The sequence below is a fragment of the Compostimonas suwonensis genome (genome assembly GCF_002797855.1).
GTDB classification, from domain to species: Bacteria; Actinomycetota; Actinomycetes; order Actinomycetales; family Microbacteriaceae; genus Compostimonas; species Compostimonas suwonensis.
The window spans coordinates 851,720-876,701 of sequence record NZ_PGFB01000001.1 but is presented as its reverse complement, the minus strand read 5'-3'; the positions used below and the strand labels follow the sequence as shown (position 1 = coordinate 876,701).

The following is a 24,982-nucleotide window of genomic DNA, read 5'->3' as shown; positions in this document are numbered from 1 at the left end:
CGCCCCTGGACCTCGAACGACGACCGGAGAGCAGGGTTGACGGCCTGGCTCGATCACTACAACCTAGACAGACACCACCTCGGCATCAGAGGCAAGACCCCCATCGACCGAATCAACAACGGTCGAGGTCAGTACAGCTAGACCGGGCCTGCGCCGTTCCTCTCCCAAAGCGCCCGCGCGACGATCTTCTGATCACGCGAGTGCACAAGCGCACGCACGCTGACGGCTACGAGCGAACCGATGATCGCTCCGATCGAGTTCGCGACGACATCGGAGACGGTCGCGAATCGGCTGCTGAGCAGGGCCGCCTGCGCGAGCTCGATTGCGATCGAGAGTCCCGGGCAGATGAGAAGGGCGAGCCACCACACCTTCGCTGGCAGAAGGAGCGACAGGAGAAAGCCGAGCGGAACGAACATCAGCACGTTCGCGGAGAACTCGAGCTTGTCATATCCGAACCATTCGGGCACGCCGTTTCGATGCAGCACCGCCAGGAGCCGGTCGATCGACCCCTCGTAGCCCTGGTCGAGCGGAGTCGGCCACATGGTGGCGACGAGCACCAGAGTCAGGCAGAGCGCCAAGGCTGCGCCGGTGAACCATTCGCGCACCAGACTCTTGGGCGGTCTGGCCGCAGCTCTCACGTCAGCATCCTCTCGACCTGCCCCACGCTCAGCCCGCCGGGGTCACAACGGCGGCGGTGACCGCGCCGTCGATGTAGAGAGGCTGATCGGCGACCTGGACCGTGACCTGGCCGTCGATGGGCGCGACCTCCGTGGCCGTGCCGAAACCGGTCGTGACGATGAGCGGCTTGGTCGAGGCGAAGCTGACGGACGCCGGAGCCGTCGACCAGACGACCCGGGTCGTCGAGACGCCGGCGCCGAAGGCGTAGGAGTACACGCCGTCGGCGATCGAGTCCTGGCTGGTATACGGCTTGCCCGCGAGCTTCCGGATGAGCACACCCTGAGCCACACCCGAAGGCTTCGGCTCGAAAGCCCGCACCGCGTCGGTCTTCGGCCGGAAGAGGCCGAAGTTGCCTTCATGATCGGTGGGGTCGGGGTCGTCGTTGACGAGGTCGTACCAGAAGAGCTTCTCCACGCCGCTCGCGAGCGCGATCGTCTCGGCGCGCACAAGATATCTCGCCTGCATCGCCTCGCTGTCAGGGCCTGAGTTGGATGTCCATCCGAACTCGGTCAGCCAGATCGGCTTGGGCTGCCCGTTGTTGTATTCCGCGATCCTCGCCTGCGCCTGCTGGATGTTGCCGACGAGCTCCTCGGGGGCGGCCACGTACGGATGGTAGCTCACCACGTCGAGGTAGCTGAGCCCGCCTTGCGCGTACAAGCCCGTCAGCCAGGGGTCATCCTGATTGGCGTTCGCCGGGCCGACGATCTTCGTGCCCGGACTCGCGGCTTTGACCGCGGCGTAGCTCGAGCTCAAGAGCGGCATATAGCAGTCCGGCGATGAACCGCACTCGCTGTTGTTGAAGCGCAGATTGTTGAACTCGTTGTAGATCTCGACAGCCGGCAGGGAGTAGTGCTCGGCCAGGTCGGCTGTATACGCGGCATAGGCCTGCACCCCCTCTGCGGTGTGCGGGATCTGGTCGTCGTCGTGATGAGGGTTCGTGCCGTTGCTGATCGGCAGGACCGAGACGCCGAGCGCTTCATACGCCGGGAACTGGCTCTCGTAGTATGCCGGATAGGCGTACTCGCCGGGCGTGGTCTCCACCGCTTGCCAGTAGGCGTCCGTTCGCATACCACTGAAACCCATACGCGCCGCCACCCGCTCGGAATCGACGTAATCGGCTTCTCCGATGTGCGTGCCGACGCCGAAGCGTTCGTCGGACACGGGATCGCCGGGGTCGCCTCTGCCGAGCACCATAAACGCGGCGCCGAGCGGAGTGGAGTCGCCGACGACCGTCAGCGCGATGCGATAGTAGCCCTGCTGCAGGTCCTCGAGCGGCACCGTGCCCACACCACCGGCCAGCGGCAGGGTTCCCGCCGTCACGGGAGCACCGGTGTCGTCGGTGACAGCCCAGTCGACCGCACGAGCGAACCACGCGACGTCGATTCCCGCCGAACCGCTTTCGAGGACGAGGGTGTCGTTGGCGATGTATCTGGGAGAGGAGAAGTCGTCGAACGATCCGTTGGCGACGACGCTGTCGGCTCCGCCCGCGGGCACGGCACGCAGCTGGTCGATCAGGAATCCCTCGATGGCACCGCCGGGAACGATGGCGACGGGGATCTCCGTCTGGTCGGCCCCGGTCGTGTACGACCAGCTCACCTCGGCCCAGTCGGCTGCCTCGACGGGGAGCTCGAAAGACTGCGCGCCGTCGGTGCCCATGGTGATGGAGACCGGGGCGGCCTCTTCCGTGCTCGAGGACGACTTCACACGGGCGCTGAAGGCATAGGCCGTCGCCGGCTCCGCCGGAACGACTTGTGTGAGCGCCCTTCGGCCGGGGCCCGTGGTCGTGCTGTCGACCCGGAGCGAGACAGGGCCGTCCGCCGCCGCGTCGCCGTTCACGCTGAACTGAGTGCCGACGTCGGCCTCGTTGGCGACGTTCCAGCTGCCGAAGCTTGCGGCAGCGTAGAACGGGGGTGGGCCGGTGGGCGTCGGAAACGGAGTCGGGGTCGACGTCTTCGCGATCACGGCCGGCGCGGCGGGTGCGGTCAGAGCGAACACGAGGGCCGTGCCACCTGCGACGACGAGGGCCGAGGCCGCGACGATGCCGGGTATCAGCCACCGTGATCGTCGGCGTCGATGAGTCGCTCGGGCCTTCATGATTGCCTCCATCGTCTGTCGACTCGTGCGACCTCATCCATGATCAGGTGCCCTCGATCCACCCAAATGCTTGAGCGATGGCGGAACGACTCCGAGGAGGATCACGAACTCGCTCAACGCGAGGCCCATCGCGACCCCGACGCCCCCGATCGTCAACGCGCCCCAGATCATGATCGGAACACCAATGATCGCTCCAGCGACGGTCGCCTTCAAAATCACCGAAGCACGGCCGTGGGGAAGAAGCAGATTACGCATAAATGGCGTGGACACGGAGAGCATCAGGTAGGCCATCCCGAACCAGAAGCAGACGTATCCGGCGGCCGCGACATCCTCGCCGAAGAGAAGAGATGTCGCCCACGGCCCCCCGACAGCGAGAACGAGCATTCCGATCGTCCCGAGCACCAGGTGGGCGATGATGGCGGCCACCTGGCGTCGATGCTGGGCAGGACGCGCCGGATCGAGCACCCAGGCCTGCAACGCGTTCGCGAGCGCCGAGATCCCGAAGAGCCCGTAGCGATACAGCTTGTCGGCGGAGGCGAACATGCTCGTCATGAGAAAACTGCTCGTAGCGCTGACGATCGGCAGCGGGGTCGCGGCGTAACTCGCCCCGGACAGATCGACGAGCGCCGGGACCACCATGATGCGCAGACTCCCGCGCAGGGTTCCATCGGCACGCCTCATCCAGGGCAGGAGCGCCCCGATGTGGCGACGCTGGAAGAGGAGGAGCCCGCTCACGGACGCCAGCAGGAGCAGTGCGGGATAGGCCCAGATCGGAACGCCGATCAGGAGAAGGACCGCTGAGAGCAGAGTCGCCACGACCTTCGGCACGGCTTCGAAGCTCGCGATCAGCCCCGGGCGCCCGAGCCCGATCGCGAACCACGAAAACGAGAAGCCGAAGAATGCCATCGCGACGGTCATCAGCACGGAGTCGAGAACATACCTCGGGGCGGCGAGCACACCGCTGAGCACGGCGAGAAGAGGAAGCGCAACCACGAACACGATCATCCGTGAGCTGAAGGATCGCCTGTAGCTCGCGCGCCGCTGCTCCTCCGATGTCTCCTGAGCGATGAGCGGCGGGCCGGCGATGGCCCAGCCGAAGCTCACAGCGACCGCCCCGAAGGTTCCGATGGCCTGTGCCGTGGCTATGCTCGCCCAGCCGTCGACGCCACCGACTCGGGCGATGATGGGCAGCAGGAGCAACGGCGCGACCGCCGACAGCAGGGGCAGCGTCGCAAAACCACCGAATCGCAGGATCAATCGTCTCATCGTCGCCTCCCGAGCGTCATTCGGCGACCGGTACGAGACTGCTCAGGCAAGGCGGCTCAGGAGTTCGCGCTCGAAGGCCTCTGCAGCGTCGTCGGGAGAGTACGAGCTCATACGTTCGAATCCGGCGGCCGCCACGGCATCGCACGCCGACTCATCGGAGAGCAGGCCGAGGGCATTCTGCGCGAGGGCGGAAGAATCCCCGATCGGCGAGAACAGAGCCACTCCGTCACCGTAGGCGCGCACGCCGTCGATATCGGTCGAGACGACCGCCGCGCCGGATGACATCGCCTCGGCGGGAGGCAGGTGCCAGCCTTCTCCGTCGCTCGCGCAGAGGTAGACCCGCGAAGCCTGGTAGAGCTCGCTGAGCTGGGCAGCTCCCGGATTACGGACATGAACGGTCTGGGCAGGCAGAGAGCGAGGCTTGTCGATCACTCCGAACGTTCTCAATCGAACCTCGGGGATGGCCTCGGCGATGGTGTGAAAGGCCTCTGCGACCAGGTCGGAGCGCTTCCACTCGAGGTCGGATACAAGCGCGAGGACCTGGAGCGGACGCTGTGCTATCGGAAGGCCGCGCGGGAACGCCGCGGCATCGATCGCATTCGGGATCAGCACGGTCTCGACGCCGAGCTCCCGGCCTTTCTCCTGGAGCCACGGAGCGATGACGATCTTCCGAAGGGGAAGCCGCCAGGTCATGTCCAGATGAGCCGAATCACCCGACCAGTCTTCGTAGTGCTGGATGAAGTAGAAACCTGGCGTTCCTCTTTCGCCAGCCGCTCGGGACACGATCTCGGCCGTTTCGACGGCCGTCGCCACGAGGACATCCGCCTGAGGGATGCCATCGATGAACTGACGATCGTAGTTGGTCACGCGGACACGTGCATCGAGAGGGAACCATCTCGGGCGCAGGTGTCGACCCAGTCGATACTGGATCGGGCGCGCGAGCTTCTTCAGGACGGAGGAGCCTGATGACCTGAATCGGTCCGGCCTCATGTGAACGATGTCCACGACATGCCCCGACCGCGCGAGGTGATTCGCGTACTGATAGGCGACCTTGTAGCCGCCGCCGGGCTCGACCGGAAAACCCAGAAGAACGATTGCGATCGATGCCATAGCCGATACTCCTCCTGCTGGCCCTATACCGGTCGAGCCGAGCGGATCGCCGAGCCCTCGGCGGCCTCGGCGACCGCGTCCTCTCGCCGAGCGCCCTGTTCGCGTTCGAAATAGATCACCGCGACGATGACCCCGAAATAGGGAAGGGTGTGGTTCTCACCGAAGAAGCCGATGGTATCGGCCATCGCGTGCGCGAAGAACCATACGATCGCGATGAGCAGGCAGCCGAGCCCCAGAGCAGACGACGACAGAACGGGTTGCGAGCGCCTCCGAACGAGTTCCGCGATCACGACCGCGATGGGGATCGTGGCGGCCGCGACGACGAGGACCGCCAGCGGGATGCCCGCATCGGCCCAGGCCTGAACGATGACGTTGTGGGTCGGCAGGTCTTGGAACTGACGCCCGGAGGCGAAGACGGCATCGGCGTTCTCACGGAGATAGCCTGCCCATCCTCCATAACCCAGGCCGAGGAAAGGATGCTCGAGAAAACCCTTCCCCGCAAGAGCCCAGAGCTGGCCCCGTTCGCCCAGCGTTCTGAGTGAAGTGCTGATCAAAGGCGAGCCCGCGGATGCCAGGACGATGACTGTGACGATGAAGCCCACGACCACGAGTCCAAGAAGCGCGAATGCCGCCCGGCTGCGCCGCAGAAGGAGCAGGAAGAACAGCGTCAGGCTCGGCAACAGGATGAGCAGCACGAGCGCCGTCTTCGAGCCCGTCGCCACGCACCCGATCAGCCCCGCGGCCGCGACGACGAGCAGGACACGTCGACGCGACCGGAAATACGCGTATCCGTACAGGAAGGCGACTGCGGCGAGCAGGAGGGAGGCGATGTTCCCGTTGAGCAGGAAGCCGCCCGCCTTGTCGGGATCGAGAACGTTCTGAGGAACTCGCGAGAAGATCAGCTCGACGTCCGGCTCGGAGAAGAGAGCGGCGATCGGAGATCGCAGATAGAGCGCCTCCAGCGCGGGAGAGAACCGAAAGAGCACGACGAGAGCGATCTCGAGCAGGATGACGGGAGCAGCTATCACGAGAGCCCTGGTGAGGCCGCCGCGAGTTGCGACGACCTGTCTTGCCGCGAGATAGCACAACACGAGCGAGACCGTGGAAAGCACCGCCTGCGCCCATGTGCCGTCGTTGGCGGCCCACAGCACCGAGACCAGCTGCCAGGCAAGAACGGCGAGCAGCACCATCACCCAGAGATTCCAGTGGGCGCGTCTGCTCGATCGGAGTATCGCCGGGGCGAAGACGATGGGCAGCAGCAGCGCGATCGAGATGTAGCCGATGGGCTCGAACACCTGGAGGACGGCCACGCCGAGCAGGATGGCCAGCAGCACCGGCTTCGGGATCTTGAAGGAGAAGTATCCGCCTGTCACGAAGACGACGAGGGCGGCGATGCCGATCCAGATGAGCTCTGACGTCGAGTGGGTACTCAAGAAGCCGGATGATCCGACAAAAAACATGTACTCTCCGCCCTGTTTCCACCATGAAGCCTAGCCGAGAGGCCCTCCCTCCCTCACCGTGCCCCTGCCCGGGGTCACCTCGAGGCTGCGCGGTCGACCGTCCGGGTGATCTTGCGGGCGACCTCGTCCCAGTCGTATCGGGCTCCCCATTCGGCAGGCATCGACAACGGGCCCGCCTCGGCCGCCGACACGAGAGCGTCGAGCGCTGCCGCCCATCCCGCGGGATCCGAGGGCGAGCCCACCTCGACCCCGACGCCGTCGACGATCTCCCTCACGCTCTCGCAACCCGCCCAGTATGCGACCCGCGTCCCACAGCTCATCGCCTCCACGACGGGCAGGCCGAAACCCTCGAGCAAGGAGGGCTGCACGACCCCGGTCGCGCCCCGATACAGCTCCGCGAGCTCGTCATCGCCTATACCACCGCGGATCTCCACTCTCGAACTCAGCCCCATGGCGCGCACGAGCTCTCTGGCTTCGTCACGATCGCTCGTCACGATCACGGCGCCGTACTCCGGCCTCGCCACGAGCGCGTCGAGCAGCACGGCGACGTTCTTGTGCGGCTTCAGATTGCCGACGTAGAGGAAAGTGGGTCGAGCGAACCTCTCTCGAGCACCGGTCCGAGTGAACTGCGCCGACCGGCCGTTGCCGACGACGACGATCTCGATCTCCGGGTCGTCGAGCCAGTCCGACAGAGCACGGGCGGAGGTCTCCGACACCGTCATGACCACTCGAGAACGGCGGATGGCCCGCTTCACGACCGTGTTGTAGTAGAGCGTCTTCGCGACGGATCGCTCGTGAGGATCGCTCAGATGGATGAGATCGTGAACGACCAGAAGCTGGCGAGCACGCGTTATCCCGGCGTTGAACCCCGGACTGAAGACGATCGTCTGCGAATCGAGAGCGATCCTATGGCGATCGACGACATCCAGGATCCTGGTGGGCGAGCCGTCTCCGCCGAGGGGGCGCCACCGGCCGTCGAGGCGAGCCAGAATCTCTCTCGCGAACCGGCCGATTCCGTGCTCGCCTCTCCATCGGTCGTCGACGACGACACGCGAGCCCAGATCGGTCATTCGTTCTCCCGTCCGCCGACGCACGGCTCCGGGACGACGCCCGAGGATTCCGACGGCGGCTCATAGCTCGTGTACTCGCCCACCCAGCCGCGGATCCGGGCGTCGAAGACAGCGCTGTCGAACTCCCAGGCCCGCGCAGTGCACCGCGCGGAGTCGAGTCCGGCAGCGAGCCCCACGGCGTCCTCCAGCGACGTTCTGTCGAACGAGCGGAGCAGCGTGCCCGTGACGCCCTCCATGACCGATTCCGCCGCTCCGCCGACCGCGTTGGCGATCACCGGTGTTCCCGCGGCCATCGCCTCGACGGGCATGATTCCGAAGTCCTCGACGGCGGGGAAGACGAGCGCGATGGCCTTGCGGTAGAGCTGGCCCAGCAACGCGGACGACGGGTGGTGCACAAAAGTCACGAGCCCCGGATGCTCGTCGGCCAGCGCTTGCAGACGGGCTTCGTCCGGCCCCTCCCCCGCGATGACGACCGGCACACCCGCGGCGGCTCCCGCCTCGATCGCGATGTCGAGTCGTTTGTACGGCACGAACCGTGAGGCCCCGAGAACGAAATCAGCCGGGAGGGCGGCCAGCACCTCCTCCTCGCCCCGGGTCAGAAGCGTCCGGGTGTCCTCGGCGAACCTCGCCACATCGACCGGTGGGTAGATCACGATGCTCTCGCGCTCCCAGCTCTCGGCGACTCGCGCGGCGACGAACGAGCTGTTGACCGCGACGGACACGGCCTCCTGAGCGCGCTTCCTGTCGAGAGCCCTGAGCGGCCGAGAGGCTCGGCGTGCCAGGCGGCTGTCACCACGTGCGTCCAGCTCCGGCGTCCAGATGTAGCGAGCCGGGGTGTGCGCGTAGACGAGCTTCGGCACATCGCGAGCCGAGCCGGAGAATCGTGCGTGGTGCGCGAAGAGGTGGCTGCTGCACAGAACCCACTCGGCATCGCGCGGGCCGAGGTGCCTCCACGTCGTCGGCATAAGAGGGAGCGCGAGCGCTTTGGAACGCCGCAGAGGGGTGCGCGCGAACCAGGTCTCTGTGACGCGTCCTGCCGCGAAACGCTCGGGTGCGTCATCCCACAGCGCCGTTATCGGGGCGTCGGGGAAAACCCGCGACAGCTCTTCGAGCACGTTCTCCGAACCGCCCCGTCTGGACAGCCATTCGTGAACGAGAAGGCCCGGCATCAATCGCTCTCCATTCACGTGTCAAGGCCGCGGCTCGCGCCACGACCCAAGAAGCCTACATTCGCTCGCCTCAGATCGTCATTCGAAGGCCGACGACCGCAAGGGACTGGTGAATGCCGGATCCGCCCTCTCCCGTGCCAGCCGGATTCCCAGCCAGAGTCCTCTGAGAGTTCCACCACGGAACCGGACGAGATTCGAGAGGGCGCTCACCGCGATCCACACCAGTCCGCCCAGCCGCCAGCGCCCGCCCTGGCTTCGCGCGAAGACAAGCGCCGCCCACGTGTGATAGGCCTTGATCGCCGTCGGGTAGACCCGGCGATTGCTCGAGGTCTCATGCGTCGCCGACGCGATCGCGCTCACCGAGAAGAGGCGTCCGGCTGCGCGCAGCCGGACGGAGTAGTCGACGTCTTCCCAGTACATAAAGAACTTCTCGGACAGCAGCCCGACCTGACGCAGGGCGTCCGCTTTCACGAGCACGCAGGCCCACGTGACGAAATCGGGCTCGGCACCGTCGCGTGCCGCGTGAGTGGTCATCCCCCACGCCGGCCTGAGGTACCCGCCCGCCGACTCCGGGATGCCGTCCGACCCGATGATCCGCGGGGCGACGAGGGCGAGCTCCGCAGATGAGGAGAGCTCACGGACGAGCTGCGCGACCGCTCGCGGCTCGATCGAGGCATCGTTGTTGATCACGAGACAGGCGTCGAATCCTTCTCTCAGGGATTCACGGAGCGCGGGGTTCACACCGGCGGCGAATCCCCTGTTCTCGGAAAAAGGGCGCAGCGACCAACGTCTCCCGTCGAGAGGAAGGTCGCGGAGAAGAGCGTCGAGCTCACCCGTCGACTCGTTGTCGACCACGTAGACGTGCTCGATGTCCTCGCTCCTCAGAAGGGACGTGAGACAACGGATCGTGCGCATACTGTCTCTCCAGTTGAGCACGATCGCGCTAACACGCACGATTCAACTCCCGGATCCACCCCATCCACCTCACATTACCCGGAGCGTGCGCCGACATCGGACGAACACGAGGCGTGCACCCGTTTCGCCGCACCGCGGGGGTCGATCATCCGGTGCCGGAGGACGACAGTCTCGGAGCCGACGCGCGGGCCGCTGCGCGCGACCTCCTCCGCTCTGCTCGTTTTGACGGTCACCCAACGCGGCTGCCCGACCCAGCTCGGCGGGTCGAAGAGATAGCCCAGATGTGCGCGACGAATCGCCCACTCGGCGACCAGGCATCCTGCGATCACCACGATCGTCCCGGCGATGGGCCAGGCCCAGGCTCCGGACAGGTTCGCGAGGGGCAGCCGTCGATCGATGACCAGGATCAGCCAGATCATCGGCAGATGCAGAACGTAGATGGGAAGAGTCCGGGTGCCGAGACGGGACGCCGACCGCGTGAACCACCCGGCTTGGCACCACACCACGATCACGCCGATCACCCCGAGCACGAGAAAGGTGCTCGTCACCTCCTGAAGCGCGGAGGCGAGCGCCCACGGCATGGGCGTCGCCAGCACTGCGCTGCGAAGCACCACCCCCACGACCAGAAGCGCACCCGTCGCCCACCACCGGGATGGCGAGGCGAGCCAGGCGAGCAGGGAACGCCCGTAGACGCCGATGCCGAAATAGATCCCGTAGGTGAGGATGTGGTACCAGAAGTTGGCCCCGCGGTCGCCGGGGATCGTCGCAGACCACAGCGAGAAGGCGGCGACCGCGGTCAGCACGAGAGCCGGAGACAGCCTGCTCATCGTCGCGAACACCGCTGTGTAGAGCGTCAGCGCGAAAATGAACCAGAGCGGGGTGTCGGGCTGGTAGAGCTGGCTGAACATGTCGGGCAGACCGATGATCTGATACGGCATCCCCTCGGGGAAGATCTTCGAGAGCACCGCGTACACGAGCACCCAGATCAGATAGATGTAGGCGGTCGAGCGCACTCGGCTGCGAGTCTTCGCATTACGCCACCCGTCACGCACGTAGCCGGAGACGAGCATGCCCGACAAGACCAGCAGCAAAGGGATCCTGATGAGCGCCAGTTCGCTGATGATCGGAGTCCAGAAATCCTTCGCCGCGCCGTCCGGCATCGCCGGATAGGCCACGAAGATGCAGAAGTGCATCATCACGACGAGGACGACTGCGACCCCACGAGCAGCATCGATCCAGGGGATACGAACGGTATTCAGCGTGTTTCCAATCGGTATCGCAGAGAGGCCGCACAGGCACTCGCCGTGTTAACCTCCAGTTCACGTTACCTGAGGGAGATTCCGGACGCACGTCCGTCATCGGTAGAGCAGCGCCCGCAACTCGCTCTCGGCGGCGCCCAGACGATCCGGGTCGATCGTCTCGCCGGCGCGGAAGTGGTCGACGAGCCGGGGGTCGACGTAGCTGTTCTTCGCGATCGCGGGGGTGTTGCCGAGTACGGCGGCCGCGTCGCGCATCGCCTGTGCGAGGGCGCGGCTGCGGCCGGTCTTCGTGCGCTCCGGACCGTGACGGGCCAGGCTCACGGCGGCCGCGACCGTGCCGTGCAGGGTTCTGAAGTCCTTGGCGGTGAACTCCCCGCCCGTGCGCTCCCGCACGTAGTCGTTGATCTCCGCGGCGGAGAGAGGATGCCACGTGCCGTCGTCTGCGCGCCAGGCGAGCAACCGGGCGGTGCGCCCGCGCCGCTTGAGCCCGCGCACCACGGAGGCGAGGTCGGCATCCGTGATCTGCGAGTCCCACTCCTGGCCGCTCTTGGCGGGGAAGGCGAGCGAGACGGTGTCGCCGTGCACGGTCGCGTGCTCGCAGAGCAGGGTCGAGAGGCCGTGGCTGCCGTGGTCTTCGGCGTAGCGCTCGCTGCCGACCCGCAGCGATCCGGTGTCGAGCATGCGGAAGGCCGCGGCGAGCGCTCGCTCGCGCGTCGGCTCGGCACCGCGCAGATCCACCGTGACCATCCGTCGTGCGACGGGCAGAGACTCGGCCAGGCTCAGGGCGCGGTCGTACTTGACGCGGTCCTTCTGCTGCCGCCACGTCGGATGGTAGATGTACTGCCGGCGACCGGCCGCATCGACACCCGTCGCCTGGATGTGCCCGTTCTCGTAGGGGGCGATCCAGACGTCGGTCCATGCGGGCGGGATCGCGAGCTGTTCGAAGCGGCGCCTCAGCTGCGGGTCGCGCAGCGTCCCGCCCGAATCGTCCTTGTAGCTGAAGCCCCGGCCGGAACGGACGCGCCGGTAGCCGCGACCCGATGTGTCACTGCGCCGTAGCCGCGGCATCCTGGCCCGCTGCTATTCGTTGCCGATCTTCTCGTCGGCGGCGGAACGCGCGCCCTCGATCTGCTCTTCGAACTTGCCGCCCGTGACCGTGTTGGCCACACCCGCGACGCCGTCGAGCACCTTGTCGCTGATGTCTTCGGCCTGCTCGCTGTTCAAGGCGTCTTTCACCTTGTCGTCGTTCAGGAACTCTTGAGCCTTCTTCGTGATGTCGTCGAATCCTGCCATGATGCCCTCCTTGACACTGACTGAGCACCGTCACGCGACGGCCAAGCCCATTCTTTGACCACGGCGGGATGAGCACAAGCCCCCCGTTCCCCGCTGACCGTGTGACGACCCGGTGAGAAGGAGGCCGACCGGCGCCCAGCACGCCTAGTCGCGAAGCACGACCGAGCCGCCCGTGCACTCCGACCGGGCGGCTCGCTCGTCGAGATTCACCCAGGCTCCCGCGACCGAGGAGCCGACGATCGCGATCGCGACGACCCCCATCCCGACCGTCACCCAGCGCTGCCTGCGACGTTCGACCGAGGTGGCTGGAACAGCGGCCGCCCGCGCGACGCCTCGACCGTAGCGGAGGGGGTCCTCAACGTAGCGGCGGGTCGCCCAGGCGAGCAGCACGATGAGCGCCATGAGGATGGCCATCAGCCAGCTCGGGCTCGGAATACCCGTGATGAAGGGCACGAAGAGCAGCACGGGCCAATGCCAGAGGTACAGCGAATACGACTGATCCCCGACCCACTGCACGGGCCCGGCGTGCACGAGCCACCGGGCCCCGAGCGGCACGCCCGAGTCGGCGGCCCAGATGATCGCCGCGGTCGCCACCGTCGGCGCGAGGGCGGGCCACCCGGCCACGCGCACATCGTCGACGACGAGGTAGACCGAGGCCACGATCACGGCGCACGCGCCCCAGAAGACGAGCTGCCGCGTCAGCAGCGCACGCCGCGTCACGACGAGGGCCGAGGATGCCGCGGCACGCCGGCTCGCGGCGACCGCGAGCAGTGCGCCGATCCCGAACTCCCACGCTCGGGTGAAGGTGCTGAAGTAGGCGAGATCGCCATCGCTCACCACGAGCACGGCGGCGTGCGTGAAGGAGGCGATCGACAGCGCGCCCATGACGACGAGCAGCGCGAGACCCACCCGATTGCGCCAGAAACGCACCGCGAGCACGATGACCGCCACCATGAGCAGAGGCCAGACCAGGTAGAACTGCTCCTCGACCGACAGCGACCAGAAGTGCATGACGGGTGTGATGTCGTAGTTCTCCGGGCTGGTCGTCCACGGTCCCAGCCCCTGGGCCCAGTTCTGCGCATACAACGCGCTCGCGCCGATCTCGACGAAGAACTCGTCCCACTGGCGCCGCGGCACGACGAGGAAGGTCAGCACAACGCACGCGAGCAGCACGACGAACGCGGCCGGCAGCAGGCGCCTCGCACGGCGGCCGTAGAACCGGGCTATGCGGATCCTGCCGGTGTCCCGGTGCTCGCGCAGGAGCATCCCGGTGATCAGGTAGCCCGAGATCACGAAGAAGATGTCGACACCGAGAAAACCACCCGGCGCCAGAACGGGCCAGCTGTGGTTGAGCAGGACGAGGGTCACCGCCAGAGCGCGAAGCGCCTGTATCTCGGGTCGGATCGCGGCACGCTTCAGGGGGGATGACGTGTGCACCCTATTCAGGTTACGCCGTGACCCTGGACGGCGCCGCAATGCTTTGCGTCTCGACCGCCCCTATGATGATCCCCCGCACGACCGATCCCGCAGAGGCCGACCGAGCCCGCAGACGACGAAGGGGCCGGGCCTCTCGGCCCGACCCCTTCGGTCTCGATGAGCTCTCGCGAGCCCGTCGGTGCTACTTGATGATCTTCGTGACCGTACCGGCGCCCACGGTGCGTCCACCCTCACGGATGGCGAAGCCGAGGCCCTCCTCCATGGCGATCGGCTGGATCAGCGCGACGGTCATGTCGGTGGTGTCGCCGGGCATGACCATCTCGGTGCCCTCGGGCAGCGTGATGACGCCGGTGACGTCGGTGGTGCGGAAGTAGAACTGCGGACGGTAGTTCGCGTAGAACGGGTTGTGACGGCCACCCTCATCCTTCGACAGGATGTAGGCGGTGCCCTCGAAGTCGGTGTGCGGCGTGACCGAACCCGGCTTCACGACGACCTGGCCGCGCTCGACGTCCTCGCGCTTGGTGCCGCGGAGGAGCAGACCACAGTTCTCGCCTGCCCACGCCTCGTCGAGCTGCTTGTGGAACATCTCGATACCGGTGACCGTGGTCTTCTGCGTCGGGCGGATGCCGACGATCTCGACCTCGGAGTTGATGGCGAGGGTTCCACGCTCGGCGCGGCCCGTGACGACGGTTCCACGACCGGTGATCGTGAAGACGTCCTCGATCGGCATGAGGAACGGCTTGTCCTTGTCGCGGATCGGGTCCGGGATCGACTCGTCGACCGCGTCCATGAGCTCGACGATGCTCTCGACCCACTTCTCGTCGCCTTCGAGAGCCTTGAGGCCCGAGACGCGCACGACGGGAGCGTTGTCACCATCGAAGTTCTGGCTCGAGAGCAGCTCGCGGACCTCGAGCTCGACGAGCTCCAGGATCTCCTCGTCGTCGACCATGTCAGCCTTGTTCAGGGCGACGAGCAGGTACGGAACGCCGACCTGCTTGGCGAGGAGCACGTGCTCACGCGTCTGAGCCATGGGGCCGTCGGTCGCGGCGACCACGAGGATCGCGCCGTCCATCTGGGCGGCACCCGTGATCATGTTCTTGATGTAGTCCGCGTGGCCCGGGGCGTCGACGTGCGCGTAGTGGCGCTTCGGCGTCTCGTACTCGACGTGCGAGATGTTGATCGTGATGCCGCGCTGGCGCTCTTCAGGAGCGGAGTCGATCGATGCGAAGTCGCGCTGCACGTTGGTAGCCGACGGGTACTTGTCAGCAAGAACCTTCGAAATCGCTGCGGTGAGCGTGGTCTTGCCGTGGTCGACGTGACCGATCGTTCCGATGTTTACGTGCGGCTTAGTCCGCTCGAACTTGGCCTTAGCCACTGTGGGTCCTCCTCAGGACTCTGGTGTAATGCATCCGGTCGACATGACCGGATGCTCTACGGGTTGGAGTGTGTACCTATGTTACGCGAACCGGATGACTCGCGCTGACGAAGGGTTATTCGCCCTTGTTCTTCTGGATGATCTCGTCGGCGACAGCCTTCGGGACCTCCGCGTAGCTCTCGAAGGTCATCGAGTACACCGCGCGGCCGGAGGTCTTCGACCTCAGGTCGCCGATGTAGCCGAACATCTCCGACAGCGGAACGTGCGCGCGAACAACCTTCACGCCGCTCGCGTCCTCCATCGTCTGGATCTGTCCGCGTCGCGAGTTGAGGTCGCCGATGACGTCACCCATGTATTCCTCAGGGGTGCGCACCTCGACCGACATCAGCGGCTCGAGCAGAACGGGGTTCGCCTTCCGAGCGGCTTCCTTGAAGCCCATCGAGCCGGCGATCTTGAACGCCATCTCCGAGGAGTCGACGTCGTGCGAGGCGCCATCGAGAAGCGACGCCTTCACGCCCACCATGGGGTAGCCGGCGAGAACGCCGACCTGCAGGGCATCCTGGATGCCCGCGTCCACGGAGGGGATGTACTCGCGGGGGATACGACCACCGGTGACCTTGTTCTCGAACTCGTACGACTTCTCCGCGGTCACCTCCATCGGCTCGATCGCGATCTGGATCTTGGCGAACTGACCGGAACCACCGGTCTGCTTCTTGTGGGTGTAGTCGTGCTTCTCGACCGTGCGGCGGATCGTCTCGCGGTACGCGACCTGGGGCTTGCCCACGTTGGCCTCGACGTTGAACTCGCGCTTCATCCGATCGACGAGGATGTCGAGGTGGAGCTCGCCCATGCCCTTGATGACCGTCTGACCGGTCTCCTGGTTCTGCTCGGTGCGGAACGTCGGGTCTTCCTCGGCGAGCTTCTGGATGGCGGTGCCGAGCTTCTCCTGGTCGGCCTTGGTCTTCGGCTCGATGGCCACCTCGATGACCGGCTCCGGGAACGTCATCGACTCGAGCACGACCTGGTTGTCCGGGTCGCACAGCGTGTCGCCGGTCGTCGTGTCCTTGAGACCGATGACGGCGTAGATGTTGCCCGCGGTGACGAAGTCAACAGGGTTCTCCTTATTGGCGTGCATCTGGAAGATCTTGCCGATGCGCTCCTTCTTGCCCTTGGTCGAGTTGACGACCTGGGCGCCGGAGGGGATCTGGCCCGAGTAGACGCGCACGTAGGTGAGGCGACCGAAGAAGGGGTGCACGGCGACCTTGAACGCGAGAGCCGCGAACGGCTCCGCGGCGTCGGCGTGACGGAGGATGACCTTCTCTTCGTCGCGCGGGTCGTGCGCCTCGATGGCGGGCACGTCGAGCGGCGAGGGGAGGTAGTCGATGACCGCGTCGAGCATGGGCTGCACACCGCGGTTCTTGAACGCGGAGCCGCACAGCACCGGGTAGATCTCGCTGCTGATGGTCAGCTTGCGGATCGCGCCCTTGATCTCGGCGACGGTCAGCTCTTCGCCGCCGAAGAACTTCTCGAGCAGCGCGTCGTCGGTCTCGGCGACGGTCTCGAGCAGCGCCTGGCGGTACTCGGCGGCCTTCTCGACGAGATCCGCCGGGATCTCCTCGACGGCGTACTTGGCGCCCATCTGGACGTCACCCTTGGCGTCTCCGCGCCAGGTGAGCGCGCGCATCTCGACGAGGTCGACGACACCCTCGAAGTTCGACTCGGAGCCGATGGGCAGCTGGATGACCAGCGGCTTGGCGCCGAGGCGGCTGACGATCGTCTCGACCGTGTAGTAGAAGTCCGCGCCGAGCTTGTCCATCTTGTTGACGAAGCAGATGCGGGGCACGTCGTACTTGTCGGCCTGGCGCCACACGGTCTCGGACTGGGGCTCGACGCCCTCCTTGCCGTCGAAGACGGCGACGGCACCGTCGAGCACGCGGAGCGAACGCTCCACCTCGACCGTGAAGTCGACGTGACCCGGGGTGTCGATGATGTTGATCTGGTTCTTGTTCCAGAAGCAGGTCACCGCGGCCGAGGTGATCGTGATGCCGCGCTCTTTCTCCTGCTCCATCCAGTCGGTCGTCGACGCGCCGTCGTGGGTTTCACCGATCTTGTGGTTGACGCCCGTGTAGAACAGAATGCGCTCTGTCGTGGTGGTCTTACCGGCATCGATGTGCGCCATGATGCCGATGTTGCGGACCTTGCTCAGGTCGGTGAGCACATCTTGTGCCACTGGGGTTCCTCCGGGAAGTTGTCTGTTGAAACGGTGATCGAGCGACGGGATCGGCGACGCATCCGTGCGACCGGGCTCGTCGGCATCCCTTTCTCGGGGATGTCGACGAGCCGATCAGCAGGATTCGTTACCAGCGGTAGTGCGCGAAGGCCTTGTTCGACTCGGCCATCTTGTGCGTGTCTTCACGACGCTTGACGGCAGCGCCAAGACCGTTCGACGCATCGAGGATCTCGTTGGTGAGACGCTCGGTCATGGTCTTCTCACGACGACCCTTCGCGTACGTGGTCAGCCAACGCAGTGCGAGGGTGTTGGCGCGGTGAGGCTTGACCTCGACCGGCACCTGGTACGTGGAGCCACCGACACGGCGCGAACGCACCTCGAGGGTGGGGCGCACGTTGTCGAGCGCCTTCTTGAGGGTGACGACCGCATCCTGGCCGTTCTTGGCTGCGACGCCGGCGAGCGCGTCGTAGACGATCTTCTCGGCAAGACCCTTCTTGCCGTCGAGGAGGATCTTGTTGACGAGCTGGCTGACGATCGGTGCGCCGTAGACGGGATCTGCGACGACGGGGCGCTTGGGGGCTGGACCCTTACGAGGCATTACTTCTTCTCCATCTTCGCGCCGTAGCGGCTGCGAGCCTGCTTGCGGTTCTTGACGGCCTGGGTGTCCAGCGCGCCGCGAACGATCTTGTAGCGGACACCGGGGAGGTCTTTCACACGACCGCCGCGAACGAGCACCATCGAGTGCTCCTGCAGGTTGTGGCCCTCACCGGGGATGTAGGCGGTGACCTCGGTACCGTTGCTCAGCTTGACACGGGCGACCTTGCGCAGAGCCGAGTTCGGCTTCTTGGGCGTGGTCGTGTACACGCGGGTGCACACACCGCGCTGCTGAGGGTTGGCCTTCAGGGCGGGAGCCTTGGTCTTGACGACCTTGGGGCTGCGACCCTTACGGACCAACTGCTGAATGGTTGGCACTGGTTTTCTTACTCCTTGTGTTTACTGCACGGTGACAGCTTGGTGCTTCACGAGTTCTCGTGAATCCCGGAGGATTCCCGCGACACCGTCGAACTGAGGCGTGTCGAACTCATGTTGACCCACTCGCCCCACAGAATTGTTCCTGCAGCTCAGAGTGGATATGCCGTGGGGGCTGCTCCATGGGGAGCAATTCCCTGCTTTGCATCATGCGCGTCTGGCCGGTTACCGCGAGTTTGACGGCACGGCACAAGCGCACGACAAAGCGCACACTCCGGAAATGTTACCCGCCTGGACTTATAGCGTCAAATGGCTGCGGGTGCCGTTCGCCCAGGGCGTGCTCCTCGTTCACCTCTCGCCGTGCTCATGCCGCGCTCACGTCATGCTCACGCGTCGCCGTCGAACCGCATCGGCGAGTCCAGCTCGACGGCGAGGTCGGCGATCAGCTGCGCGATCTGCGGCTCCACGTAGGTGTCGACGGCCTCGACGATGCGCACCCGGTGGCCCGCGAGCTCCCGGCACACGAGCGCGCCGATCTCGTTGGCGTACTCGTCGGCGAGCCTGATCTCGAGCCTCAGCGCCGACTTCTCCTCCGGGGTCAGCTCGGTCTGCGGTGCCAGCTGGGCCTCGGCGGCCTCGTCTTCTGCGAGTTCGTCGAGTGTGAACAGGAAGGGCTGGCCGGCGAGCGGCTCCGGGTCGATGTCGAGCCCGTCGTACTCGGGGTCGAGCCCCTCGCGAGGCCGGTAGGGCAGCGCCGCGCTGCGCCGGTCGAGATCGCGGAGTTCACGGCTCAGCAACGGAAGGTTCTTCGACGTGTAACTTTCGACCGCGTCATCCACGATGCGTTTCATGCGCGTGGAGAAGGCGTGCTGCACCGCGTGGGGCACATCGTCGGCGAGGCCGGCCGCCGCGATCACCGGGGAGCCGAAGCAGCGGCGGCACAGACGCGAGCGGGTGGCGACGGATGCCGGATGCCACCGCGGCAGCCATCTGATCCAGAGGTCGACGGCGTGACTGACGCGACCCTCGACCGACGGCTCCATGGGAAATCACGCTACCGGGCGCGGACCGCTGCGCCAACCCGTACGCGCTCGCGAACCGTGAAATCACGCGCTTCGTTCTCGAACCGCCTCGGCACGCATCGCGTCGGCGGGAGGGGCGGAGGGAGGTGAGCGGAGATCAGGACCCTCGAACGACCTTCTCCATGAACTCGCGAGCATCCTGCTCGGAGACCTCCTCGAAGTCGGAGTCGTCCTGACCCTTGAACCACAGGTCCAACCGCGGCGAGAAATGCCAGGCTCCATCCGCGCGGAAGACGGCGTCGCCCGAGAAGTCGCCCTCGATCTCACGACGGAAGAGGCCCACCATCCGCCGATCGGGTGCGATGCCGTCAAAACTGCCGAAGTACTTCACCGGGTTTCCTCTCGTGCTGGCATTCCGGCTTCGGTCGCTCCGGGTCGCGAGGAACGCGCGCCGTCACCGCTGATGAAATCGGCGAGTCGTATGTCGGACGCCCCATCAGGGCGCACCACCTGTGAGGAGATCTCGTTCTGCAGCCGGTTCAACTCAGCGTATCGCTCCGGCGTGATGCCCGGCGATCGCAGCTCTTCGTAGTAGGCGTGGGTGATCGTCTTGGCCTCGAAGCTCTGCCCCGTATGGAACTGGACCTCGAAGATCCGGCCGCTCTTGTCGATCCAGGAGCTGTTGATGCCGACGTAGCCGGGATTCTCCCAGGTGTTCTTGAACTTGTCGGCAACCGGTTGGAAGCCCTCGTCGAGGAGATGCTGCACGGCTGACCGAGTACCGGAGACATAATCTCCTGCGTCGAAGCCGAAGGTGTATCGAACCGTGTCCCGCATCCGGTCGACGAGGGATTCGGGGCTCAGACCCGGGTTGTCGAGCATCTCGCTGTAGAACTTGCCGTAGAGCGAATCGGCCGTCTTCAGGCGATAGTCCCAACCCAGCATCTGAGCACCGGGGACATCGGCCTTGATGGACTGCATCGCATCGCTGATGGCCGGTTCGACCTGCGTCGAGTGATCGAGGAAATCGTCGATGACGGCCTTCTGCTCGAAGGTCACCCAGGTGCCCTTCTCGGAGTCGAACCAGGCGACGTCGTCGGGGTTGACGTTCGACGGGAGGTCGAGCTCATCGATGCCGTGGCCGTTCTTGTCGATCGTCATCGGCAGCTGGTCTGCGGGATCGACGCCGGAGGCAGTCGAGCCGTCCGGGGAGGCGTCGCCGGAGCCCGATGCGGTATCGCCGTATGCGGGTGAGTCGCCGTGCACTGGCGCGTCATCGACCGCGGAAGGCCTGTCGGACCCGTCTGCCGAGGATCCCGAACCCGTCGGGGAGCCGTCGGGGGCAGGGGCATGGCTCGGCGTCGAGGGACCGGCGTCCGCGTCGGGGCCGCCACCGTGACCGACTCCGGACGTCGAAGCTCCGGAGTCGCCGTCGACGCGGTCGGCGATCGAGTGCAGCCAGCCGCCTCCACTGCCCGGGTCTCCGATGTGGATCTGCGGGGCCGAGGCACCGACCGAGATTCCGTCGGGCGTGATGCCCGAGGGCAGCTCGACGTGCACCGTCGGGATGTGGTCGGCGGCATTGTGCAGGGCGTTGGCGAGTGCGCCGCGGATGGCGCTGACGCCCCCGCTCGCGGCATCCCCGGCCAGGTTGAAGAGTCCGCCGACGTGGGCGGCGACATTCGCGCCGCCCTTGATGATGAACGAGCCGCCGGGTACCGCGAAGTCGGCGACGTGCGTGACGACGGATGCCAGTCGGGCACCGATCGAGCCCGCTTTGATGCCGCCGACGACCGCACCGCCGGGGATGAAGAAGGTGCCGATGTTGACGAGGGCCGTGCCCGCCGCCTCGGCCGGGTTCTCGCTCCAGGTGTCGAAGGCGACGATGCCCTTGACCGCACCGGCCGCGTAGTCCTGCGACTCGGTGACGAAATCCTGCAGGCCCTGCGGAACGACTCCGGGGGGAGCGAAGCGGATGCCGAGTGTGAGCGGGCCGACCGTCGCGACACCGACGAGCGTCATGCCGAGCCCCCTCCAGGCCTGGAGGGCGAAGTCGCCGTCGCCCCACTCGCCCGTGAGCGCGTTCCGCCCGACGAGCGAGCCGAGGCCCTCGCCCATGCCGACGAACGCCTCACCCACGCCGTGCACGAACGACTCGCCGCAGTCGCGGTTCTTCTCGACGGCGGTGCCCCAGGGCAGCTCGACGCCGTCTTGCTTGAGCTGCCAGGCCTCGACGGCTTCGAGCGGCGCGGCGCACGAGTTCTCGAGAAGGCCGTTGATCGTGTTCGCGCACGCGACCTGCGCCTGATCGAGAAGCGCGTACTGGTCGGCGACGGCGTGGATGAGCTCGCGGTTGCGGTCGACGGAGGGCCCGTGGTCGAGCCAGCTGATGCGCTCGGGGTCGGGCGGATTGATCGCTGCGCCCATCGCGCCGCCGTCGGGGTTGCCATAGGTCGCGTAGTAGAGGGGGTGATCGGGATCCCACGGCTGCACGAGCACGCCGTTCGCGATCGAGTCGACGAACTCCTGCGCCTCGATGCGCAGGTCTTCGAGCTTCTTCTTGATGGGCTCGATCGCGTCGGCATAGGTGCTGAGGGCACGCGAGGCGGCGTCGAGCTTGTCTCCGAACGTCGTGCTGTCGGTGCCGACATCCGCCATGACCGTGAGAAGCTGCCCCGACTCGGGAGCCGAGTAGACCCCAGCGAGGCCGCCCCACTGCGTGACGACGGCGGCGCCCGAGGTGCGCACCCCGCTCGCCGTGGTCGTGAGAGCGGATGCCGCGGTGCCGAGCTTCTCGGGGTCGAGATCGGGCCCGGGGATCAGCGCGGGGTTGATGCGCCCGTCGGTCGAGGTCACGACGCCACCGCCCCCACCGCCGTCGATCACGAGCCCGCCTCCACACCGAAGTAGCTGAAGTCGCCCGAGACCGCGGACGATGCCGCGGCCGTCTGGGCGTTCGCGGCCATCTCGTTGTCGCCGTTGACGTATGCCGTGGTCGCCTCCGCAGCGCCGAAGCAGCCGGCCGCGATCTGCGTGTTGATGCGTTTGACCTTCGCCTGCTGATCGAGGATGAGTGCCTCGAGCGCCGAGTAGACCACGCCGCTCGACCCGCCGCCCGCATAGACGTTGTCGAGCACCCCGACGATGCCGTCGAGCTGGGTGGCGAGCGTCGTCGCCTCGGTCTCGACGCTGATCAGCACGCCCTGCACGCCCTCGGCGTCAATGCTCCACTGCGTCATACGTCTCTCCTCTCACGATGATTCGGCCGGCGACCGCATCGGCGAGATACGCCGCGACCTCCAGGCCCGCCTGCGCGCCTGCCGTGAGCGGCAGGTACGCCTCCGTCCAGAAGACCTCGCCCGGCGCCAGGGGCGATTCGAGCAGCGCCTCGGCGACGGAGAGCACATCGACCCCGTCTGTTCTCAGCACGGTGAGGATGGTCTCGCCCGCGGCATCCGTGATCTGGGTGCCGCCACCGTCGAAGACGGTGCGGATGCCGAGAGCCGGGTCGACCGCGACGGCGGCCAGGACCTGGTCGGCGACCTCGATGGGCCGCTCGGACACGATCACGAGTTCACGAGGCACGGTTCGCTCCCTGCGCGTCGGAGAGCGCTGAGCCGAAACCGAGCGCCCGGGCGAATCGCTCGGAGCCGAACGCCCCGGCGAAGTCGCGGAACCGATGCCAGCCGACGGTGCGATCGCTCGTGAACGGCACGATGAGCGAGGGGATGCGCCGCCGCCCGACGACGGTCGCCCCGAAGCGCTCGGTCGCGGCATCCGTGTCGATGCCGAGGTCGCGCACCGCCTGCGGGCCGAGGAGCATGGCGACGGGGAACGGGGGCTGCGGCAGACGGGCGGCGGTCGTGAGATCGCTCTCGCCCCGCCCGAGGAAGACGGTGCCGAACAGCGGGAACTGCCGTTCGGCGAGCGAGCCGAGCAGACGCGGCAGCCGATCCTCGATCGCGGCCCAGGTCTGCTGCTCGTCTCCCACGCCTACGAGGGCCTTGGTGGTCTCGGTGACGCCTTTCGCCGAGCGCTGCACGGTGAGCAGGCCGCTCAGGGCGGCGGGGTTCTCTGCGGCGACGACGAGACGAGAGTCGCGCGGCATCCGCTGGCGGGCGAACCGGGTGACGTTCTGCGTGTTCCAATGCAGCCCGGCCGGCTCGTGAACGCCCCAGCCGCTCGGCCGGCTGGAGGCGAGCTCCTCGGCGATGAGCTCGGTCGTGCGCCCGAGCTGCGTGTCGACCGTCGGCTTGTGGCTCACGGTCATCGAGACGGTCAGCACGTTCTGCGCAGCCGGGGAGGAACGGAGCGCGTCGACCTCGACCTCGGCGTCGACCGGAACGGCGAGGGCCGCGGCGAGGGCCGCGATCCTCTGGCCCGAGAGCCCGAGGCGCAGACCACCGTCGGAGCCCTCGACGACCCACACGCCGCCGACGAGCTCGAGGAAGCCCAGCATCGCGAAGGTGAGCCGCGACGACGCCGGGGTGAGCAGGATGACGCGCACCCCCGCCCGCGCGGCCTCGACGAGCAGCCCGGCGCGCCCCGCGCCGAAGCCCACGAGCGGGGCATCGGATCGGGACACGACGAAGCCCTCACCCGCCTCGTCGACGAGAGGGTGCGGAACGGTTGATTGAGACACGTTTCCCCCGGGAACGGCCGCTTCGTCGATCATGACGAGAGCCGGGTGTTCTATCTGCAGCCGGGCCGGACGACCCGGCTAGCCGATGTTGTTGACCGCCGCCTTGCCCCGTGAGAGGGCGTCTTGAGCGGAGCCGTCGTTCTTCTCCATCGAGCTGCGGAGTGTGGCGATGATGCCCTTGACCTCGTCGGCCGCGGTGCGCCAGCCCTGCTCCTTGGCACGGTACTCGTCGGAGACGCCGTCGGCCTGGTAGTCGGACATCGCCGCGTTGACGTCGGCGTTGCGCTGCTCGATGAGCGCCTCGAGCCGCGAGGCGACCCGGTTGAAGTTGTCTTGGGCGTTCTGCGACGCACCGATGTTGTAGTCGCGACGGTCGTTTCCGGTTGCCATGATTCCCCCTACGCCTTCGAGCCGAACTTGGCGGCGTCGAAGTTCGAGCCGGCCATGGCCGCCCGCGTCTCGTCGGCCATCTGCTGGTCGCCCTCGATGAAGGCCTTGTCCATACCGCCGATGCCGCCGAGAACCGCGGCGAGCGCGCCGTTCAGGCCGGCGGCGATGCCGTCGACCCGCCCCTTGAAGTTGTCGAACGCGAGTCGCCCCGCACCGTTGAACTGGCCCTGCAGCGGTTCGGCCGCCGCGGCGAGCTCTTTGACGAGGGCCCCGAGGTCGTCGTTGGACGTCGTCGTCTTCTTGGTCAGAACGGTCAGGGTCTCTGACCCCATTGCGAATTTCACGTCAATCCCACCCCTTCGTCACGGCCGCAACGGCGACCACCGAGCGAGCTCCGCGAGTTTTGCGGAGCAGACATCCCGATTATTCTTACACAGTCCCCCGTACGGGGTACGCGGGATGTGGAGAGATCACCCAGGGCCTCACCCCGAGCCGCTCGCCGATACCCCCGGCGGAGGGCCGTGGACGGCTAGCCTAGGGAGCCGGGGGCCGCTCCGCGCCCGCACGAAACCCATCACCGGGCATGCGCGAATGTGAGGAAGC

24 protein-coding genes are annotated in these 24,982 nt (G+C 66.6%); all 24 read right to left on the bottom strand.

The window, feature by feature from the left end:
- Positions 1–137: 137 nt before the first annotated feature.
- The gene (locus CLV54_RS03795; RefSeq protein WP_157802792.1) at positions 138–638 is read right to left on the bottom strand and encodes a VanZ family protein; all 501 of its coding nucleotides are present in this window, start codon (positions 636–638) and stop codon (positions 138–140) included.
- A gap of 28 nt (positions 639–666) precedes the next feature.
- Entirely contained in the window at positions 667–2,772 is a 2,106-nt protein-coding gene (locus CLV54_RS03790; protein ID WP_157802791.1) for a glycosyl hydrolase, read from the bottom strand.
- 33 nt (positions 2,773–2,805) lie between these two features.
- On the bottom strand, positions 2,806–4,038 hold the full coding sequence (locus tag CLV54_RS03785; RefSeq protein ID WP_157802790.1) for a lipopolysaccharide biosynthesis protein: 1,233 nt from the start codon (positions 4,036–4,038) through the stop codon (positions 2,806–2,808).
- Between the two features lie 42 nt (positions 4,039–4,080).
- Complete coding sequence (locus CLV54_RS03780; RefSeq protein WP_100343580.1) at positions 4,081–5,148, bottom strand: glycosyltransferase family 4 protein; 1,068 nt, start codon at positions 5,146–5,148, stop codon at positions 4,081–4,083.
- 23 nt (positions 5,149–5,171) lie between these two features.
- Positions 5,172–6,581, bottom strand: a complete 1,410-nt coding sequence (locus CLV54_RS03775) for an O-antigen ligase family protein (protein WP_100343579.1) — start codon at positions 6,579–6,581, stop codon at positions 5,172–5,174.
- Positions 6,582–6,682: 101 nt separating this feature from the next.
- Positions 6,683–7,678, bottom strand: a complete 996-nt coding sequence (locus tag CLV54_RS03770) for a glycosyltransferase family 4 protein (RefSeq protein ID WP_100343578.1) — start codon at positions 7,676–7,678, stop codon at positions 6,683–6,685.
- Positions 7,675–8,847, bottom strand: a complete 1,173-nt coding sequence (locus CLV54_RS03765; protein WP_100343577.1) for a glycosyltransferase — start codon at positions 8,845–8,847, stop codon at positions 7,675–7,677. Before CLV54_RS03765 ends, CLV54_RS03770 begins: the two co-directional genes overlap by 4 nt.
- Positions 8,848–8,925: 78 nt before the next feature.
- The gene (locus CLV54_RS03760) at positions 8,926–9,762 is read right to left on the bottom strand and encodes a glycosyltransferase (protein ID WP_100343576.1); all 837 of its coding nucleotides are present in this window, start codon (positions 9,760–9,762) and stop codon (positions 8,926–8,928) included.
- A gap of 74 nt (positions 9,763–9,836) precedes the next feature.
- On the bottom strand, positions 9,837–10,955 hold the full coding sequence (locus tag CLV54_RS03755; protein ID WP_245861321.1) for an acyltransferase family protein: 1,119 nt from the start codon (positions 10,953–10,955) through the stop codon (positions 9,837–9,839).
- Positions 10,956–11,117: 162 nt separating this feature from the next.
- Positions 11,118–12,089, bottom strand: coding sequence for a DNA topoisomerase IB (locus CLV54_RS03750; protein WP_100343574.1), 972 nt, complete (start codon positions 12,087–12,089; stop codon positions 11,118–11,120).
- A 12-nt stretch (positions 12,090–12,101) separates the two neighbouring features.
- Positions 12,102–12,314, bottom strand: coding sequence for an antitoxin (locus CLV54_RS03745; protein ID WP_100343573.1), 213 nt, complete (start codon positions 12,312–12,314; stop codon positions 12,102–12,104).
- 144 nt (positions 12,315–12,458) lie between these two features.
- Entirely contained in the window at positions 12,459–13,751 is a 1,293-nt protein-coding gene (locus CLV54_RS03740) for an acyltransferase family protein (RefSeq protein ID WP_281258143.1), read from the bottom strand.
- Between the two features lie 181 nt (positions 13,752–13,932).
- Positions 13,933–15,126 carry an elongation factor Tu gene (tuf, locus tag CLV54_RS03735; protein WP_100343571.1) on the bottom strand — a complete coding sequence of 398 codons (1,194 nt, stop codon included), beginning with the start codon at positions 15,124–15,126 and terminating at the stop codon, positions 13,933–13,935.
- A gap of 115 nt (positions 15,127–15,241) precedes the next feature.
- Positions 15,242–17,356 carry an elongation factor G gene (gene fusA, locus CLV54_RS03730; protein ID WP_100343570.1) on the bottom strand — a complete coding sequence of 705 codons (2,115 nt, stop codon included), beginning with the start codon at positions 17,354–17,356 and terminating at the stop codon, positions 15,242–15,244.
- 127 nt (positions 17,357–17,483) lie between these two features.
- The gene (gene rpsG / locus CLV54_RS03725; RefSeq protein ID WP_100343569.1) at positions 17,484–17,954 is read right to left on the bottom strand and encodes a 30S ribosomal protein S7; all 471 of its coding nucleotides are present in this window, start codon (positions 17,952–17,954) and stop codon (positions 17,484–17,486) included.
- On the bottom strand, positions 17,954–18,328 hold the full coding sequence (gene rpsL, locus CLV54_RS03720) for a 30S ribosomal protein S12 (RefSeq protein WP_027692591.1): 375 nt from the start codon (positions 18,326–18,328) through the stop codon (positions 17,954–17,956). The genes rpsG and rpsL overlap by 1 nt, the downstream gene beginning before the upstream one ends.
- Before the next feature lie 383 nt (positions 18,329–18,711).
- A complete protein-coding gene (locus tag CLV54_RS03715; RefSeq protein WP_100343568.1) occupies positions 18,712–19,368 on the bottom strand; it encodes a spermidine/putrescine ABC transporter substrate-binding protein in 657 nt (218 codons plus the stop codon).
- A 136-nt stretch (positions 19,369–19,504) separates the two neighbouring features.
- On the bottom strand, positions 19,505–19,738 hold the full coding sequence (locus tag CLV54_RS03710; protein ID WP_100343567.1) for a hypothetical protein: 234 nt from the start codon (positions 19,736–19,738) through the stop codon (positions 19,505–19,507).
- Positions 19,735–22,233, bottom strand: coding sequence for a hypothetical protein (locus tag CLV54_RS03705; RefSeq protein WP_100343566.1), 2,499 nt, complete (start codon positions 22,231–22,233; stop codon positions 19,735–19,737). The genes CLV54_RS03710 and CLV54_RS03705 overlap by 4 nt, the downstream gene beginning before the upstream one ends.
- A complete protein-coding gene (locus tag CLV54_RS17365; RefSeq protein ID WP_157802788.1) occupies positions 22,230–22,586 on the bottom strand; it encodes a DUF6507 family protein in 357 nt (118 codons plus the stop codon). Before CLV54_RS17365 ends, CLV54_RS03705 begins: the two co-directional genes overlap by 4 nt.
- Complete coding sequence (locus CLV54_RS03695) at positions 22,567–22,932, bottom strand: hypothetical protein (RefSeq protein ID WP_157802787.1); 366 nt, start codon at positions 22,930–22,932, stop codon at positions 22,567–22,569. Before CLV54_RS03695 ends, CLV54_RS17365 begins: the two co-directional genes overlap by 20 nt.
- On the bottom strand, positions 22,922–23,989 hold the full coding sequence (locus tag CLV54_RS03690; RefSeq protein WP_157802786.1) for a DUF6177 family protein: 1,068 nt from the start codon (positions 23,987–23,989) through the stop codon (positions 22,922–22,924). The genes CLV54_RS03695 and CLV54_RS03690 overlap by 11 nt, the downstream gene beginning before the upstream one ends.
- A 78-nt stretch (positions 23,990–24,067) precedes the next feature.
- The gene (locus tag CLV54_RS03685; RefSeq protein ID WP_100343562.1) at positions 24,068–24,379 is read right to left on the bottom strand and encodes a pore-forming ESAT-6 family protein; all 312 of its coding nucleotides are present in this window, start codon (positions 24,377–24,379) and stop codon (positions 24,068–24,070) included.
- 8 nt (positions 24,380–24,387) lie between these two features.
- Complete coding sequence (locus CLV54_RS03680; RefSeq protein ID WP_245861286.1) at positions 24,388–24,711, bottom strand: hypothetical protein; 324 nt, start codon at positions 24,709–24,711, stop codon at positions 24,388–24,390.
- Positions 24,712–24,982 lie beyond the last annotated feature (271 nt).

Excerpts from the sequence above, each read along its gene's own strand:
- CLV54_RS03715 (WP_100343568.1), bottom strand. The coding sequence starts at position 19,368 with ATGGAGCCGTCGGTCGAGGGTCGCGTCAGTCACGCCGTCGACCTCTGG.
- CLV54_RS17365 (WP_157802788.1), bottom strand. The coding sequence starts at position 22,586 with ATGACGCAGTGGAGCATTGACGCCGAGGGCGTGCAGGGCGTGCTGATC.
- CLV54_RS03765 (WP_100343577.1), bottom strand. The coding sequence starts at position 8,847 with ATGCCGGGCCTTCTCGTTCACGAATGGCTGTCCAGACGGGGCGGTTCG.
- CLV54_RS03760 (WP_100343576.1), bottom strand. The coding sequence starts at position 9,762 with ATGCGCACGATCCGTTGTCTCACGTCCCTTCTGAGGAGCGAGGACATC.
- CLV54_RS03790 (WP_157802791.1), bottom strand. The coding sequence starts at position 2,772 with ATGAAGGCCCGAGCGACTCATCGACGCCGACGATCACGGTGGCTGATA.
- CLV54_RS03785 (WP_157802790.1), bottom strand. The coding sequence starts at position 4,038 with ATGAGACGATTGATCCTGCGATTCGGTGGTTTTGCGACGCTGCCCCTG.
- CLV54_RS03685 (WP_100343562.1), bottom strand. The coding sequence starts at position 24,379 with ATGGCAACCGGAAACGACCGTCGCGACTACAACATCGGTGCGTCGCAG.
- CLV54_RS03755 (WP_245861321.1), bottom strand. The coding sequence starts at position 10,955 with ATGCACTTCTGCATCTTCGTGGCCTATCCGGCGATGCCGGACGGCGCG.
- CLV54_RS03750 (WP_100343574.1), bottom strand. The coding sequence starts at position 12,089 with ATGCCGCGGCTACGGCGCAGTGACACATCGGGTCGCGGCTACCGGCGC.
- CLV54_RS03680 (WP_245861286.1), bottom strand. The coding sequence starts at position 24,711 with ATGGGGTCAGAGACCCTGACCGTTCTGACCAAGAAGACGACGACGTCC.
- CLV54_RS03780 (WP_100343580.1), bottom strand. The coding sequence starts at position 5,148 with ATGGCATCGATCGCAATCGTTCTTCTGGGTTTTCCGGTCGAGCCCGGC.
- CLV54_RS03745 (WP_100343573.1), bottom strand. The coding sequence starts at position 12,314 with ATGGCAGGATTCGACGACATCACGAAGAAGGCTCAAGAGTTCCTGAAC.
- rpsG (WP_100343569.1), bottom strand. The coding sequence starts at position 17,954 with ATGCCTCGTAAGGGTCCAGCCCCCAAGCGCCCCGTCGTCGCAGATCCC.
- CLV54_RS03770 (WP_100343578.1), bottom strand. The coding sequence starts at position 7,678 with ATGACCGATCTGGGCTCGCGTGTCGTCGTCGACGACCGATGGAGAGGC.